Source organism: Alteromonas nitratireducens (assembly GCF_040812025.1).
GTDB classification, from domain to species: Bacteria; Pseudomonadota; Gammaproteobacteria; order Enterobacterales; family Alteromonadaceae; genus Alteromonas; species Alteromonas nitratireducens.
The window spans coordinates 62884-79648 of the sequence record NZ_JBFNPK010000011.1; the positions used below are offsets into that span (position 1 = coordinate 62884).

The 16765-nt window shown below is 51.5% G+C and carries 9 protein-coding genes; 6 read left to right on the plus strand and 3 right to left on the minus strand.

All coding sequences use genetic code 11. The features are described from left to right. The first annotated feature begins 262 nt into the window (after nucleotides 1–262). A complete protein-coding gene (locus tag AB1N33_RS10990) occupies nucleotides 263–4837 on the plus strand; it encodes an EAL domain-containing protein (protein ID WP_411271597.1) in 4575 nt (1524 codons plus the stop codon). 73 nt (nucleotides 4838–4910) lie between these two features. Further along, nucleotides 4911–5471 carry a thioesterase family protein gene (locus tag AB1N33_RS10995; protein ID WP_411271598.1) on the plus strand — a complete coding sequence of 187 codons (561 nt, stop codon included), beginning with the start codon at nucleotides 4911–4913 and terminating at the stop codon, nucleotides 5469–5471. Nucleotides 5472–5489: 18 nt separating this feature from the next. Here AB1N33_RS10995 and AB1N33_RS11000 read toward each other — a convergent pair whose 3' ends face one another. From AB1N33_RS11000 to sbcB, 3 genes are all read right to left on the minus strand, one after another. After that, the gene (locus tag AB1N33_RS11000) at nucleotides 5490–5732 is read right to left on the minus strand and encodes a hypothetical protein (protein WP_411271599.1); all 243 of its coding nucleotides are present in this window, start codon (nucleotides 5730–5732) and stop codon (nucleotides 5490–5492) included. Between the two features lie 117 nt (nucleotides 5733–5849). Next, nucleotides 5850–7505 carry a flagellar assembly protein A gene (locus AB1N33_RS11005; RefSeq protein WP_411271600.1) on the minus strand — a complete coding sequence of 552 codons (1656 nt, stop codon included), beginning with the start codon at nucleotides 7503–7505 and terminating at the stop codon, nucleotides 5850–5852. A gap of 92 nt (nucleotides 7506–7597) precedes the next feature. Beyond that, nucleotides 7598–9028 carry an exodeoxyribonuclease I gene (gene sbcB, locus AB1N33_RS11010; protein WP_411271601.1) on the minus strand — a complete coding sequence of 477 codons (1431 nt, stop codon included), beginning with the start codon at nucleotides 9026–9028 and terminating at the stop codon, nucleotides 7598–7600. Nucleotides 9029–9276: 248 nt separating this feature from the next. Here sbcB and AB1N33_RS11015 point away from each other — a divergent pair, with 248 nt between their 5' ends. From AB1N33_RS11015 to hrpA, 4 genes are all read left to right on the plus strand, one after another. Further along, entirely contained in the window at nucleotides 9277–10308 is a 1032-nt protein-coding gene (locus tag AB1N33_RS11015) for an isoaspartyl peptidase/L-asparaginase family protein (protein WP_411271602.1), read from the plus strand. Between the two features lie 217 nt (nucleotides 10309–10525). Beyond that, complete coding sequence (locus AB1N33_RS11020; RefSeq protein WP_411271603.1) at nucleotides 10526–10951, plus strand: CBS domain-containing protein; 426 nt, start codon at nucleotides 10526–10528, stop codon at nucleotides 10949–10951. Nucleotides 10952–11077: 126 nt separating this feature from the next. Then, nucleotides 11078–12409: a Na+/H+ antiporter NhaC family protein gene (locus tag AB1N33_RS11025; protein WP_411271604.1), complete on the plus strand. Its 1332-nt coding sequence runs from the start codon at nucleotides 11078–11080 to the stop codon at nucleotides 12407–12409. Between the two features lie 398 nt (nucleotides 12410–12807). Then, nucleotides 12808–16716, plus strand: a complete 3909-nt coding sequence (gene hrpA, locus AB1N33_RS11030) for an ATP-dependent RNA helicase HrpA (protein ID WP_411271605.1) — start codon at nucleotides 12808–12810, stop codon at nucleotides 16714–16716. Nucleotides 16717–16765 lie beyond the last annotated feature (49 nt).

Genomic DNA, 16765 nt, shown 5'->3' on the forward strand with positions numbered 1-16765 from the left:
ATACGTTTATTGAAGTTTCACCCCGCCAGGTACCGCCTAATCAGTTGTCTGAATGAGGCGCTCGTGCTAATGTCGTAACACATTTGTAATAAAATATGTTTGTAAGCGTAGCTGACGGTACCCTTTTGCAGGACAGTGCGTTTGCAACATCACCCAAAGCACTCTGTTGAAGTAGGCTGAGTTTCAGTCGTAGAACGAGGTAAAGGTGGAAAACACGTTGTCACAAGCTGCTGCGCTTGTCTTAGCACGTTTCAGAACACTCTTGAAACATCAGAGCCTCCGCTGTTATTGCCTCATTTTACTGAACCTGATAAGTGTTTCTGCGGTATCTTCTCCGCTTATTTCTGACCCGCGATTTACCCAGTTATCTACCTCTACCGGCCTGTCCCAGGACTCGGTTAACAGCCTGTTAGTTGATAGCGAAGGGTTTTTGTGGATAGCCACAGAGGCCGGATTAAACCGCTATGACGGCTATCACATCCGACAGGTTCGGGGGAACAATGAGCAAATAGGCAGCGATGCGATTTATTCGCTGTTTGAGGATAAGTCAGGTTACCTGTGGTTTAGTACACTCAGTAACGGCATCATGCGGCTTGACCGGGACTCCGGTGTGGCTGAAACCATGCTGCAGTTACCGTATCCGGGCTACGACGACTGGTATCAGGGCGCGTCACACTTCGTACAGACGGATGACGACACCCTTGTTATCGCACTTGATACCGTCGTGGTCAGTTACCATATACCCACCCGGCAAATTAAGACACTTTTTACGCTTTCAGAGCAGGAAGCAGACGCCGGCGAGGTGGTCAGGTATCTGGCCGTACACAAACAGGCGCTTTTTATCGCGGCCTCTACCGGTTTCTTTGGCGTGGATTTGCGCACAAACCAGTCTGTGCACATTGATCATCTTGGCAGCACGCCACCGAATCTGGACAACATGAATACGAAATTTATTCATATTGAGGGTAACAGCGAGTTATGGTTAGGCGCAGTTGAAGGGTTGTACAGTTTTCCGCTTGCGCCGCTCATCAGCTATGTGACAGGTGATACACCAGCACCCCAGGCAACCCGTGTGGTCGACACGCTCAATATCTGGGATGTGAAATATGCGTCAGAGCAGGAGTACTACCTGGCAACTGACCAGGGGTTATTCCTTTTCGACGGCGATACGCGACAGGCTACCCACCTATTAAAGCCCACTGACTCACGTTTATTGTTGTCTGATGATGATATTACCGATCTTGAGGTAGTAGATGGGGGCCGCCTGTGGCTTGCCACGAAAACTGACGGTGCACTGTTGTGGTCACAGAGAGCCACGCTGTTTACCAACATAACAAAGAACGAGAAATCGGGCCCGTCGCTCAGTCACGAACAGGTTTACGATATTTATGTCGAGGATCAGCAGCACTTGTGGGTAGGCACACACAATGGGCTTAACTACGTCGATATTGCCAGTGGTCACGCCGAACATTATCTGGTGAGTGATGAAGAAAAAGCCGTCTTTACAAGCGGCACGATTTGGACCATCAAACCGGCAACTGAGCCAGGCTACTTGTGGCTTTTAACCGGCGCTGGCATTAAAAAATTTGACACCGTGAAACGTCAGGTTGTAGCACTTAATCTGTCTGTAAACGACGCCGGGATCCTGAACTCTGATGAGGCATACGGGATAATGCCACTTAGCGAACGCTATGGGCTTGTGGTGTCAGACAGGCGATTCTGGCAGGTCGACTGGCAGCAGGGCAAGGTTATCGAAAGTGAGCAAATCAACAGCACATTAAATGCTGATCAGTTCTTTGGTTTTTATCCTGATGTAGACGGGAACAATGAATCTGTCCTGATTGCCATGGCCGGAGAAGTCTGGCGCTACAACTGGAAGAATAAGCAGCTTAGCCTGCTACACAAGGCACAGAAGGTGTATTCGAAGTATGTCATATCGCCCACCGATTTTGTGACGGATAACCAGGGTACTCTTTGGATAGCCTATCCCGGCCATGGATTATACGGCCTGAATGCAGAAACGCTGGAACAGCGATATTTTTTGAACGTGCAAAACGGACTGCCGACCAACGACGTTTTCGGGCTGAAAAAGGATGACAGTGGAAACCTGTGGATGGGGTCCAACGCCGGACTGTTAAAGTTCTATCCTGACTCGCTGCAGTTTCGTCAGTTCACGGTCGAGGATGGACTGCTGACGAATGAATTTAACGTTGGCGCCGATGCAGAATTGGGCGACGGGCGACTGGTGTATGGCTCGCAAAAAGGTATGTCAGTTTTTGAACCTGCTACCCTGACATCCTCTGATGTCACCAAACGTGACGTGGTATTTTCGGATATCAGTCTGGTGTCCCGTCCGCTGTCAGACAGCCTGACCACACTTAATGACCACCATTTTACGTTAAATCATGATGATGTCGGTATTAAGGTGTTGTTTTCGAATATGCAGTTTGAACACAGGAAGAATACGCGATACAGCGTATCACTGGTTGGTGAAACGGCTGTCGACTATCCGGACTCAAAAGAGCCAGAAATTTCGTTTCCTACACTGGCTCCCGGTGAATATACCTTACAGGTGTCAGTGATTGACCCTGAAAACGGAGAAAAAGGGCCGGTCAGCACGCTGACACTGACGGTCAATTATCCGCCGTTTTTATCTCCATTGGCGTATTGGGTATACAGCCTTATTGCGGTTGTTCTGCTCAGTGCACTGTTTATCAGGCGCCAGCGACAAAATGCCATACTCAGAGCGGCCCATCTGGAAACGCTGCGAAGTGAGAGCCGGTTGTCGATGGCGCTAGTGGCAAGTAACAGTAATGTGTGGGAATGGCAGGCTGAGACCGACACCATTATTCAGCAACGGCTTGGCCAGGAGCTTGGCTACAGCGGCGTGGGTGCCCACACGCTGCGTGAACATGTTGCCCTGATTCACCCTCAGGACCGAAAACACTACCAGATGAACTGGAAAAACGCGGTTGCGGGCAGTGACAAAGGTCTGGACATTACCTATCGGTTGAAGGGGGCTGACGAGAATTATTACTGGTACCGGGATGTCGGCTCGTTAGTTGAGCGCGCAGACAATCCGTTACAGCCCATGATGGTGGGAACCTACACCAACATTACCGAGTCGATGGACAACTTCGAGAAAGCCCGGCTGTTTGGGGAGGCGTTTCAGCATACCCGGGACTGGGTGGTCATTTTTGACCGGGATATGCAACCCGTTATCACTAACCAGGCCTTTAATGATGCGCTGGGGGTGGATCCAAAACGGGATACGCCGGAAGAAATTAAACGCATTTTACGTATCCAGCAACCGTCACACTATGAATACTGGCGCAAGATGCGAGAGCTTAAACCGGGCGAATACTGGAGTGGCGAGACCCACATCACGTCTCTCACCGGCGAGCAGTATGACGTTGCAGTCAGTATCTCGACAGTGGCCAGTGTCAGTGAACATAATGAGGTCGATCGTTATCTCGTTATTTTGTCGGATATCAGCGAGAAGAAAGAAGCCGAGGCAGCGCTAAGGCGCCTTGCAAACTACGACAGTCTGACAGGCCTGCCAAATCGAACGCTGCTACTGGACCGGATAAAACACGCGTTGGATAAGGCGAGACGGGATAATCAGCATATTGGATTATTTTTCATTGATCTGGACAGGTTTAAGCAAATTAACGACAGCCTGGGCCATGATGCCGGTGACGAACTGCTCAGGCAAATCAGTGAACGAATAGCCAGTGTGTTAAGAGAATCTGACACGGTTGCACGCTTGGGCGGGGATGAGTTTGTGGTCATGATTGAAGAAGCCGAACAGGCAGATACACTTGGTTATCTGGCGGCAGAGATCATTGCTGCCATTGAAAAACCGGTTGAACTACTTGCCCACAGGGTCAGCGTGTCTGCCAGCATCGGTATTGCACTGTATCCCGAGGATGCCACCAGCGCCGATGAGCTTCTGAAAAGTGCTGATATTGCTATGTATCATGCCAAAGAGAAGGGCAGTAACGGGTTCCAGTATTTCACTGAGCACATGAATCAGCAGGTGCAGGCCAAACTGATGCTGGAAAACCGCGTTAAGCACGCGCATTCCATCAGACAATTCACGAATTTTTATCAGCCGATCGTGTGTTGTCAGAGTAACAGGGTGGAAGGGTTTGAGTTGCTGATGCGCTGGCCATCGGATGACGGTATGGTTTCTCCTGACATATTTATCCCGGTAGCCGAAGATCTGGGACTGATTGTTGATATGACGCTGGAAGCGATGGCGCAGGGGATCAGTATGTTAACCCGGCACCTTAAAAATGATCGTTCGTTTTACCTGTCGGTGAACCTGTCTGCACGTCACTTCATGTCGGAGTTACATCTCAATAAGCTGACTGAGCTGTTGCGCGAGCATTCAATTCCGCCATCATGTATTCGTTTTGAAATTACAGAAAGCGCACTGATGTCTGATTATGAGCGGGCAATGTCTGCCATGTCGAAAATGAAAGCGCAGGGCTATGTGATAGCGCTGGATGATTTCGGTACAGGATACTCGTCACTTAAGTATCTGAAGGATTTTCCAATCGACGTGATTAAAATCGACAAAAGTTTTGTCAGTGACATTGGTAAAAATAAAAGCAATGAAGCGATTATCCTTGCTACATTGCGCATGGCTGACAGTCTCAACATGCAATGTGTTGCTGAGGGTATTGAAACGCAAGAACAGCTTCGGTTCTTTCAGCGCCATCAGTGTGATTATTTGCAGGGTTATTATTTTTCAAAACCGGTGCCTGAATCTGAGATCGACGATGTTATTGAACGTCTCGATACCGACAAACGCCATGAGGCAGTAAAATAAGGTAACCGCAACGCCCTGTTCGGCGGTATGCTATCGACCGACAACCACAGCCCTGACGACGGACCACAGTGCAATGACCACGTTTTTTCGTTTTATTTTACTACTCCTTAAGCGTCCCTGGCGGCAAAACACGGCGCCGGACGACGCGGTGTTATCGGTATTCCGGGTCTGGCCCTGGGAGTGTGATTTTAATATTCACCTGACAAACAGCCGTTACTGTGTATGGCTGGACTCGGCGCGGGTACAGTACTTCGCCGAGATTGGTGCCGCCCGTTTGTTTTTAAAAGCGGGCTGGCGGTCGGTGCTGGCCAGTCAGACAATGACGTATATTCGCGAAATACCGCCGATGAAAAAAATCACGGTGCGCACTTCGCTGCTGCACTGGGATAAAAAGTATCTGTATCTGGAACATAACTTTATGGCCGCAGACACGCTTCATGCCAAGGCCGTATCTCGCGTGGCGGTGCTTCACCGGGGCAGTGTGCAGCCATTTGACGCGATGTTAAACGCCATAGGCAGACAGGTGCCCGTGAACATGACAGCGCATAACGGTGAAGCGATGCCAGAGGTTGTAAAGGCAAAAATTGCGTTGTTGCAGGCGAAGCGTGATACAGAATCAAAGGGGAACGAGTAGGGGCATTAAGGCTATTTGCTAACAGCCACCACCATCACCACCGCAGTCACCGCCGCCACCTCCACCGAAAAAGCCGCCGCTGCCGCCATCACCGCCGCTTCCGCCAGATCCTTTAATTGAGGGCAATAACCTGAATACCACAAATAGCGTGAAAACCGTGGTGAGGACAGGGCAGAGCACGCCGTAAATGTACGATGTAGAGGAAATATCAGTCAGTAGCCCAAAAAACAGCGCAATTACTGCGTAGGTAATAGTTTTCACTGCCAGCGTGTCTCTTATAAGGGTACGCGGCGTTGTACCCGTCGGACGTGGGTATTGTATACCCGATATAAATCAGCAGGTATTCGGATGACCCGCTTCACAAAAATGGCCGTTGTGTTACACCAACGGCTCGTAGTGCCACTGATGCGACTCGTAGTAAACTTTGGCACGCTGGTACTCTCGCTCAGAGCGCCATGACCGGTTGTTCAGCTTTACGGTGACGCCGGAGTACAGCTTTTTATTTGCCACCAGGCCAATACTATTCTGGTACGCATCCTTGGCATTTTTCATTTCCAGCATACGTGTTTCTATCCAGTTCAGCAGAGCACTCTCACTTTTATACAGGTCGATGACTTCATCTACTCTTGGACGTAGCTCGGCAGGTACCTGCTTACTTTTAATGATGTTGATTTTTTCTTTATGACGGTGATTGTTGTCACGAAGCTGTTTTAACAGGTCTTCCAGTGCATCACGCCGCTCCAGCAACAGGTTATAACCACTGCTGAAGTCGACTTTTAAGGTACTGCCGGAGACCGCCCCCAGCGTACCTGCAATAATTTTATCCTGACTGATAATTTCGCAGGCAAACAGGTTACCCTGCGGGTTATCAACCTGGCCAACTGTTACTGAACCACCACAAAATATCCGGCTGTAGGCAAGCTGTCGGGTAACCGTCACGTTCTGGCCGCATTTTAAATCGATTCCCTGACCATGCTGTACATGAATGCTGCCGGCGGCGACCAGTTGACAACTGAATTCAGCTGCCTGTTCATTCACTTTACCCATGGCACCTTCGGTGACAATGATATCGCCACCCGATTCGATATAGGCTGACTCTACAAAGCCGTTAATGGTGACATCGCCTTTAGCCTTGATAACCATTTTTTCAGTAACATCGCCGTTAACCAGCACGGCACCTTCATAGTTGACGTGGCCGGTACCCACATTAACCCCGTTACTGATGAAGGTGTCATCAATATTCATCACCTGGTTCTGGTATTTCGGCATGCCGGCGATAGATGAGATAAGAATGTTTTCATTTTTCGGGCTGACTTCAGTTCCGCTACCCATTTTAAAGTCCAGCCAGTCGCCTGTCTTGGCTTCCAGTACATTGCCTCGTACGTCGAACCCAGTCCTGCCTTTCGTCGGCGCGGTACGCTTAAGCACCTCGGTATTGGCCTTGACGCAAATGACTTCACCCAGGTTACGCATGTCGACGCGGCCATCTTTACCGGTCTGAGGACGCAGTACCCGCTCCAGTGCGTTAGGCACCAGAGGGACGAATTTAGACGGTCTGCCGTCGCGGGGTGGAAGACCTTTAGCGACTATTTGTTCGATAATTGCGCCCTGTGGAGCACTTTTGGCTTCCAGCAGCAATGCTTCAATGCGTTTAACGCCAAGACCACGCTTGATGTTATTCTTAACGGCCAGCTTTTTAATGGTGTCAACGGTAGGCAGTTTGCCGCCATAAGGGGTCGTCAGCACCACGGTGGCGACCATGGCGTCCTCTGGGATACGAAACTCGACCTCGGCGTTGCGACGTTCACCAATCTTTTCGACAACGTCGGTTAAGTCTTTCGTTTTGAAAAAGTGATTGGCTTTCTCGCAGGCCGCTTTAACACTGGATTCGGAGATGTACAGTCGGTCGTAGCCGTTTTCAGTGATCAGGCTGAATATGTCTGCAGTTTTGAGCTCTGCCTCGAACTCGGCCGGTTTCAGGGTTAATTCGAGTGCGTTATCTGCATCGTCAAAATGTAACTGTACGCCTTTCATCACTACTTCCATCAACACGTGTGAGAGTTATTGTTGTATCGGCCAGTCCCGCGGGACCTTAAGTGTAATGTATAGCGTATCGCCGTCGCAGGTCAAAGGTTTTGGGCGTATTGATACAGTGCACGCAATATCGCCTGTTTATCCGGGTTGTCTGCGACCTCATGGGCAAGTGATTCGAGCCTTACCATAAAGTGTTCCAGGTTGATTGAGGCGTCAGACTGATGGTCGGTCAGTCTTGCCTGACGGTGACGCTGCCATCGTTGCATTTCGTCCATAGTCAGGGTGTGCGGGTAGTTTCTCGCGCGATAGCGGAACAGCTGTGCCCGCAAGCGTGTGTTTTGTGTCAGTTCTGCCAGCCCGGCTAATGCGTCCGGATCCGCGTTAATGACCTGATCGCACCAACTACGCTCTTCATTATTCAGGAAGCCGCCGCTGTACAGTGCAAAGTCGACATCTTCCTCTGCGTCTTCCATGCTGTCGCTGTAAACCGCCGTCACCTTTTCAGCCAGACCGCTGGCAGCCGCAAGCCGCTTAAAGTTGGCCAGGCAGGTATCGCGATCAAGCCCCAGTCGCTGTGCATTTTCAGGTGTCATGGCCTTGCCGGTTGTAATAAACGGCGAGCGGTTTATGTGGATCAGCTTCAGACCGGGACGGTCGTCCTCACTGTCCAACTCTGAAGATTTGGCATACAGGTTGTTGCGCAGTATCTCAGGTGAGGCCTGCAATAAAATGTCCGGATTACGGGACAGGTCGGCCACAATCACGGCGTTTGGATTGTTCGGGTGCATGGTAAGCGGCATCACCCAGGTAGTGCAGCCGTGACGGGCCGGCAGTTTAGATGAGACATGCAGCAATACAGACGGTTTGCTCAGGTCAATCTGACGCAAAACATTCTGCTTCATGCGCAGTGAAAACGCATAGTCAAAAAGCTTGGGTTGCTGTTGTTTTATGAGGCGGGCAAGGCCGATGGTTGCCCGCACATCTGATAATGCATCGTGTGCATCACCGTGCTCAATCCCGTTTGCGGCGGTCAGTTCCTCCAACCGGAAACTCGGGCTGCCGTCATCTTTTACCGGCCAGGTAATGCCATCCGGGCGCAGGGCATAGCACGCCCGGGCAAGGTCAATAATGTCCCAGCGAGAGTTGCCATTGCGCCACTCTCTGGCATACGGGTCATAAAAGTTGCGGTGAAACAGGTAGCGGCTTACCTCATCGTCAAACCGGATACTGTTATAACCGACAACGCAGGTGTTCGGCATGGCCATCTGTGCGTATATCTGCCGGGCAAACTCAGCTTCAATCATCCCGTCTCGCAGGGTTTGCTGCGGTGTGATACCTGTGACCAGACAGGCGTCGGGATGCGGTAAGTAATCGTTGGCAATCTGGCTCATGATGTTGATCGGCCGGTCTACTTCTTCAAGATCCAGAGTGGTTCTGATAGCCGCAAACTGGCACGGCAAATCTTTTTTGGGGCTGACGCCAAAGGTTTCGTAGTCGTGCCAGAGAAGAGTAGGTGCTTGCATGGGATGCCGGTGTTGTTATTTATTCAGGAGTAAACCGAGTAGTGACTCTGTCATACTCGATAACAGCAATCAATGGTGCGCGAGTGTACACGCTGGCAGAACGCACGCCAACCCTGTCAGGCAGATACGCTACTATGATCTGGCAGGATAACTTTGTCTTATGAGATCAGCGGTTAAGCGCATTTGCAGATGCTATTGCTCACCTGACCAAGTAGGGTGACAGAAAACAACGACGAACGGGAGCCAAAATGTACAAATCGCTATCAGCACTTTTGACGGCCAGTCTTATTGCGTTTTCTGCCTGGGCAGACACGCCGCCACAGGTTGCCATTGCCATTCATGGTGGTGCGGGCACTATTCTTAAGGAAAATATGACACCGGAGCAGGAAAAAGCCTATCTGACGACGCTAAAGGATGCGGTCAGTCATGGCTATGCGTTATTAAAAGCCGGCGCGCCGGGTGAACAGGCCGTGGTTGAAACTATTCAGATCCTCGAATCATCGCCACTGTTTAATGCCGGTATTGGCGCCGTGTATACCTATGACGGTGAACATGAGTTGGATGCGTCGCTGATGCATGGCGGTACCCGTAATGCCGGGGCAGTGGCGGGAGTAAAAACCATACGCAGCCCGATTGAGGCGGCAAGGCGCGTAATGGAAGCGTCACCACATGTCATGCTGGCGGGCAGAGGCGCGGAAACGTTTGCCGAGTCTCAGGGACTGGCACCGGTTGATAATCACCTTTTTGATACCGAGTTTCGTCATAAGGCGCTGCTACGTGTTAAAGCGCGCATGGAAAAAGCCGGGCTGGATAGCGGAGGTCAGCAGGGGAACGAGCGGTTTGGCACCGTCGGCGCGGTCGTGCTGGACAAAGACGGCAATATTGTCGCAGGAACGTCTACCGGCGGGATGACGGCGAAACGGTATGGCCGTATCGGTGACTCGCCGGTTATTGGCGCGGGCACATTTGCCGACAACGACAGCTGTGCAGTGTCGGCGACCGGCCACGGTGAGTATTTTATTCGCTACAACGTCGCAGCAGATATTTGCGCGCGTATGAAGTACCAGGGTGTGCCGCTTAATGAGGCCGCAGATACGGTGATCAATAAGGTACTGGCAGGGGTTGGCGGTGATGGCGGTATCATTGCGATCGACGCACGTGGCAATATTGCTATGCCATTTAATTCGGCGGGTATGTACCGGGCAAGCGTTGATCGCGACGGTAACTACGTCATCGGCATTTATAAGGACATCAGTGAGAGCGGACAGCTCACACCCTGATGGTATTGACAGAGGACAATCCAGAGTTAAAAAAAACGGTAAAAAAATAGCCGTTTTAAAAGACACCATCTAGGCTTGAAGTGTGGGCTGTAATCAGTGCCACAGGTCGTCCCGGTAACCCTGACTCACAGAGAAGGTTTACCGCGGGCGGTCAGAGTAACCCACTATAACAATAACGCAGGTCACCAGCGCGCTGGTGAATGTGCGGGGAGGCAAGATGGAATCACTTCAGGTCAGCGACTACATGAACACACACCCGGTAAAACTGGGACTGCAAATGCCGGTTGCTGAGGCAGTCGAAACACTATTGCGAAGCGGCCAGACAGGTGGCCCTGTCATTGATGATAAAGGTAAGGTGGTTGGTTTCCTGTCTGAACAGGATTGTATTGCACGGATGATCGAGTCCAGCTATTACCGCGAGCAGGTGTGCCGCGTTGCTGACATCATGCGAACACCAGCACTCACGATTAAACCCTATATGTCGGTGATAGAACTTGCGCAGCTACTCATCAAAGAGAAACCACGGGTTTACCCCGTTGTGGATGATGATGGCGTATTGCTTGGCACGATCAACCGTACCAGTGTACTAAAAGCCATTGATGTGCAGCTTCGTGATGGCTATCACCAGAAGGTGGCAAGCTAGTTTCACCCCACACCCGCGTTCTGCATGCGAGAGAAAGGCGCGGGCCTTTCTTTCGAATGCTTTTCTTTGACACCTCAGTAAAACCCCTTATCCTTGCCGTCGGTGTAATGCTGCAAGAGAGTTTTAATGTCTGTGAGTACCGCAAGTAAGGCCAACCTGATGGGGCTGGCGCCTATTTTTTTGTTTGTGTGCCTGATTGTGGCGACCGGCGTTGTAGCCGAAGACATTACGGCGATGCCTATTCTGGTGGCATTTTTTATCAGTGCCGGTCTGGCACTGTTCATTAATCCTAAGGACGAGCGACTATCATTTACTGAAAAGCTGCACATTTTTTGTCGTGGCGGCGGCGATCATAATATTATTTTGCTGGTGCTGATTTTCCTGCTGGCCGGTGCCTTTTATGCGCTCACTATTGATATTGGTGCCCGTGACGCTACGGTGAACTTCGCACTGACTGTGGTTCCTGAAACGCTTATCCTGCCGGGCCTTTTTCTGATTTGCTGTTTTATTTCTTTTGCTATGGGCACGTCGATGGGAACCATCACCGCACTGTCGCCGATTGGTGCCGGTCTGGCCACCTCATTGAACCTGCCGGTCGAAATGCTGCTCGGCATTGTGGTCGGTGGCGCCATGTTCGGAGACAACCTGTCTTTTGTGTCAGACACCACGATTGCTGCTACGCGTAGTCAGGGCGTGAATCTGAAAGACAAGTTCAGGGCAAACCTGCTGGTGGCGGTACCCGCCTCTGTGTGCACGCTGGCCCTGCTGCTGTTTATTCCGGTAGATGTTGCCAGCGTGCCCGATGCCCGTGCGTATGATGCGTGGCGCATGCTGCCTTATCTGCTGATTATTGCCAGTGCGCTGATGGGACTGAATGTGATCCTGGTGCTGACTACAGGCATTGTCAGTGCCGCACTGGTTGGACTGGCGCAGCAACAGATGGATCTGCTTACCGTGATGGAAACAGTACAAAAAGGCATGGGCTGGATGCAGGACCTTGCCATGATCGCCATTACCATTGGCGGCATTGTGGCGCTGATGCACGCCAATGGCGGTATTACCTGGCTTATCAGCATGTTAACCAGGCGGGTTCGTAGTAAACGCGGTGCTGAATTCAGTATTGCCGGGCTGGTCAGTTTTCTGGATATTACGACGGCGAATAATACCATTGCGATTGTTACGGCAGGGCCCATCGCCAGGGATCTTAACGCCCAGTACGGCGTCGACCCGCGCCGCACGGCCAGTCTGCTGGACGTGTTTTCCTGTGCATTTCAGGGGCTTGTTCCGTATGGCGCACAATTGCTGAGTGCCGCCGCGGTGGTGGGTATTTCGCCACTTGCCATTACCCCATACAGCTGGTATCCCATGCTGATTTTCGTATTTGGCATTGCCGCTATTGTGTTTAATTACCCCCGATTTGCCTCGGCGCCGGTCGATCTGCTGGGTGAAGAACACTAGAGCCTGTTGACCTTTGCTGTATGAATTTTGTTCTAACTAAACGCTTTTTAATCGCGGCGCTTATTTGCAGGCCTAATGTATTAAGTCAAAAATAAGCAACAATGAGTAAAAAGCGTTTAGGACGAACCCTTTGGGCAACGATTGTGCGGCATTTTTGCTGCCTCAGCACTCATTCATGTAGAGAAACTACACCACAATCGCGCTTCGTTGCAGAAATGCCGCACAATCGTTGCAAAATTATACAGCAAAGGTCAACAGGCTCTAATCCAATACACCGATACGTCTGTATTTCTGTCGTCACGTTACTGTTGTGCTGGCGTTCAGGTTTATTGTTGACAGTGGATCCGTGCGTCCACTTCTTCTAGGATCGACGACCATCTGATAGGAAGGAGAAAATTTTGTCGAGTTCGCATGCTGAGTTAATCCCGTTATCACAGCTAAGATCACAGCTTTCTGAATGCCTGGGGCGGGACCGGTTTCGCCTGTCGCGTCGGTTGACACAATTAAGCAAGCAGGCAGGCAATACGCTCAGCACAGATGATGAAACCTTGCAGGCCCTGATGAACGATATTACGGCCTCCCGGACTGCACGTGAACACCGACAAAAACACCTGCCCGCGGTCACGTACCCACCGTTACCTGTCAGCGACAGGAAGGATGACATCAAAGCCGCGATCGCCGGTCACCAGGTTGTGATTGTCGCCGGTGAAACCGGGTCAGGGAAAACCACGCAGTTACCCAAAATTTGCCTGGAACTGGGGCGTGGTGTTGATGGGCTGATTGCCCATACCCAGCCACGGCGGCTTGCCGCCAGAAGCGTCGCCAGTCGCATAGCAGAAGAACTGAATACCCCGCTGGGTGAAAAAGTGGGCTTTAAAATTCGTTTTTCTGACCAGGTCAGTGAAAACAGTTACGTTAAACTGATGACCGACGGAATGCTACTGGCAGAGATGCAAAGCGACCGTTTCCTCAATCAGTATGACACCATCATTATTGACGAGGCGCACGAGCGTAGTCTGAACATTGATTTTCTTCTCGGCTACCTCAAACAACTTCTCGCGAAACGGCCCGATCTGAAACTGATTATTACCTCGGCGACCATTGATCCTGAACGTTTTTCCCGTCACTTCAACGATGCCCCGATCATTGAGGTCAGCGGTCGTACTTACCCGGTAGAAATCCGATACCGGCCGCCTGAGGAGCTGGGTGACGATATTGATCAGACCGACGCCATTGTTGCGGCGGTTGATGAACTGCGTAATGAGGCGCCCGGCGATATTCTGGTTTTTCTCAGTGGCGAACGGGAAATTCGTGACACCCAGGATGCACTGATGCGTCAGCAGTACCGCAATACTGAGATTGTGCCCTTGTATGCAAGACTGTCGGCCAGCGAGCAAAACCGCATTTTTCAGTCGCACACCGGGCAGCGTATTGTACTGGCGACCAACGTGGCAGAAACTTCACTGACGGTGCCGGGAATTAAATATGTTATCGATCCCGGGATGGCACGTATTTCACGTTACAGTGCCAGAAGCAAGGTTCAGCGCTTGCCGATTGAGCCGGTGTCCCAGGCGTCAGCCAACCAGCGGGCAGGGCGCTGTGGCCGGGTCTCGGACGGTATTTGTATTCGTTTGTACAGCGAAGAAGATTACCTTGGCAGGCCCGAGTTTACTGATCCGGAAATTCTGCGAACCAACCTGGCCTCGGTTATATTGCAAATGCTGGCACTGGGACTTGGTGATATCAGTGCGTTTCCGTTTGTCCAGCCGCCGGACGGGCGCAACATCAATGATGGTTTCCGGTTACTTGAAGAAATTGAAGCCATGGCGCGCAAAAAAGGCCGGCCGGTGCTCACCCCGCTGGGACGGAAAATCGCCAGACTGCCAATTGACCCTCGCTATGCGCGCATGGTGATTGAGGCGGAAACCACCAATGCCCTGAGTGAGGTGATGGTGATTGCAGCCGGGCTGTCGATTCAGGATCCCCGCGAGCGGCCACAGGAAAAACGCCAGCAGGCGGATGAAAAGCATAGCGCGTTTGCCGACAAGGATTCTGATTTCATCAGTCTTCTTAATCTGTGGAAAGCATTTCGTGAGCAACAGTCGGCACTCAGTCAGAATCAGCTTCGAAAATGGTGTAAAACCCACTTTATTAACTACCTGCGGATGCGCGAATGGCAGGATATCGTCAGTCAGCTGAAAAAAGCGGTCGCTGAGCTGGGGATGGGGATCAGCCGTCAGGAAGCGGACTATGCAGCAGTACACCAGGCATTGTGTAGCGGATTGTTGTCACATCTCGGGATGAAAGACAAAGACCGCGAATATCTGGGCTCCCGGAATACGAAATTTATGATCTTCCCCGGCTCAGACATTGCCAAATCGCAGCCCAAATGGGTGATGGCAGCAGAGCTGGTGGAAACGTCGAGGCTGTTTGCCAGAATGGCTGCGCGTATCGACCCCGCATGGGTGGAGTCACTGGCAAAACACGTCACCAAGTCCAGTTACAGCGAGCCTCACTGGTCGAAAAAGCGGGGCGCGGTTATGGCCTGGGAGAAAGTCACGCTGTTTGGACTGCCTATCGTCATGCGGCGTCAGGTTGTCTACAGCACGCTCGATCCGGTGGTGTGTCATGACCTGTTTATCCGCGAAGCCCTGATCGCCGGTGAGACCCGGCTGCGTTATGACTTTCTGAGTCACAATCAGGCGTTGCTTGAAGAAGTCGACGAGCTGGAACAAAAGACCCGTCGGCGTGACCTGGTGGTGGATGAACAGCAACTGGTTGACTTTTACGCGTCAAAAATCCCTGCTGACGTCAATAACGAAGCGGCCTTTAAAAAATGGTTTAAACAGCTCAAAGATAAAGACAGCCTGAAACTTTCCGAGCAGGATGTTTACCGTCAGCAGCCTGAAATGGCGGTTGCGCAGGCGTTTCCTGACCAGTGGCGTCAGGGCAATATTACCCTGCCATTGCGTTATCACTTTGAACCCAATGCCGATGATGACGGCGTGACCGTGATGATCCCGCTGCCGTTGCTCAACCAGGTAGAAGATATTGGTTTTGACTGGCAGGTGCCGGGACTGCGTCATGAACGTATCGTCGCAATGATAAAAAGCTTGCCCAAGCGGCTCCGGCGTAACTTCGTACCCGCGCCAAATTTTGCTGACGCCTGTCTGGCAGATATCAGTCAGACCGATAAGCAGGGGCGCCCGGTGTCCTTGCTGGCAGCGGTTAGCCTTAAGCTCAAACGCATGACCGGAGTGGATATTGCAGAGGATGAGTGGAATCTGTCCCAGCTTGAACGCCACCTGATTATGCATTTTGCGGTGGTGAACGATAAACAGCAGATCATTGCCCGGGGTGATGATTTACACCAGCTAAAACAACAGTGCCAGGGGCAGGTACAGGAAACCTTTGAAGCGGCGGCAACGCCTGAACTGGAACGCAAAAATATCACTGACTGGGACTTTGACAGCCTGCCGGAAAGCTTTACCCAGTCACTGGCTGGCTTCGAGGTTCAGGCTTATCCGGCGCTGGTCGCGCGCGGAGAACATGCCGACATTGAGCTGATTGACGAACCTGAGAAGGCGCGCAGGCTGCATCGGCAGGGGGTCAATGTGCTGATAAAAAATGCGATGCCATCACCGCTTCGGTATTTGCAGGAGAAGCTGCCGAACAAAGCCAAGCTCGGTTTGTACTTCAACCCGTTTGGCCAGGTAAAAGCGTTAATCGACGACTGTATCCTCGCGGGTATTGATGCCCTGGTATCGGCCTATGCCAGCGACATCGGTCATGACATTCGCAGTAAAGCGGACTTTGACCGCTGTGTCGATAAAGTGCGCGGTGAGATTAACGACACAGTGCTGCAGATTGCGCAAAAGGTCGAACAGGGACTGACACTGGCGCACCAGTGTCAGAAACAAATGAAAGGTAATGTGCCGCTGGCGATGGTTAACGCGCTGGGAGACTGTAAGGCGCACCTGGCGTCGCTGGTGTATCCGGGTTTTGTCTCAGACATCGGGGCAGTGCGTCTGGATGACTGGAACCGCTATGTAAAAGGCCTGGCACGCCGACTGGAAAAGTTGCCCGTTGATCCTAACCGTGACCGGCTGCAGCAGATGACCATTGAAAAAGTGGTGGTGCAATGGGAAAAAGTCAAAGGTAAGTATCCCGCAGATAAGCAACCGGCAGAACTCGTCGAGGTGCGCTGGATGCTGGAAGAACTGCGTGTTTCGCTGTTCGCTCAGCAGCTTGGGACCGCCTATCCTATTTCTGCCAAACGGATCGTCAATTATTTGGAAGACTTTTAACAGAACCGGTCTATGCTTTTATCAGGGATGCGTAACACGTCCATTGACA

What these genes read in the sequence shown, in the direction of transcription:
- AB1N33_RS11015 (WP_411271602.1), top strand. Translation starts at nt 9,277, where the DNA reads ATGTACAAATCGCTATCAGCACTTTTGACGGCCAGTCTTATTGCGTTT.
- AB1N33_RS11025 (WP_411271604.1), top strand. Translation starts at nt 11,078, where the DNA reads ATGTCTGTGAGTACCGCAAGTAAGGCCAACCTGATGGGGCTGGCGCCT.
- sbcB (WP_411271601.1), bottom strand. Translation starts at nt 9,028, where the DNA reads ATGCAAGCACCTACTCTTCTCTGGCACGACTACGAAACCTTTGGCGTC.
- AB1N33_RS11020 (WP_411271603.1), top strand. Translation starts at nt 10,526, where the DNA reads ATGGAATCACTTCAGGTCAGCGACTACATGAACACACACCCGGTAAAA.
- AB1N33_RS10995 (WP_411271598.1), top strand. Translation starts at nt 4,911, where the DNA reads ATGACCACGTTTTTTCGTTTTATTTTACTACTCCTTAAGCGTCCCTGG.
- AB1N33_RS11005 (WP_411271600.1), bottom strand. Translation starts at nt 7,505, where the DNA reads ATGAAAGGCGTACAGTTACATTTTGACGATGCAGATAACGCACTCGAA.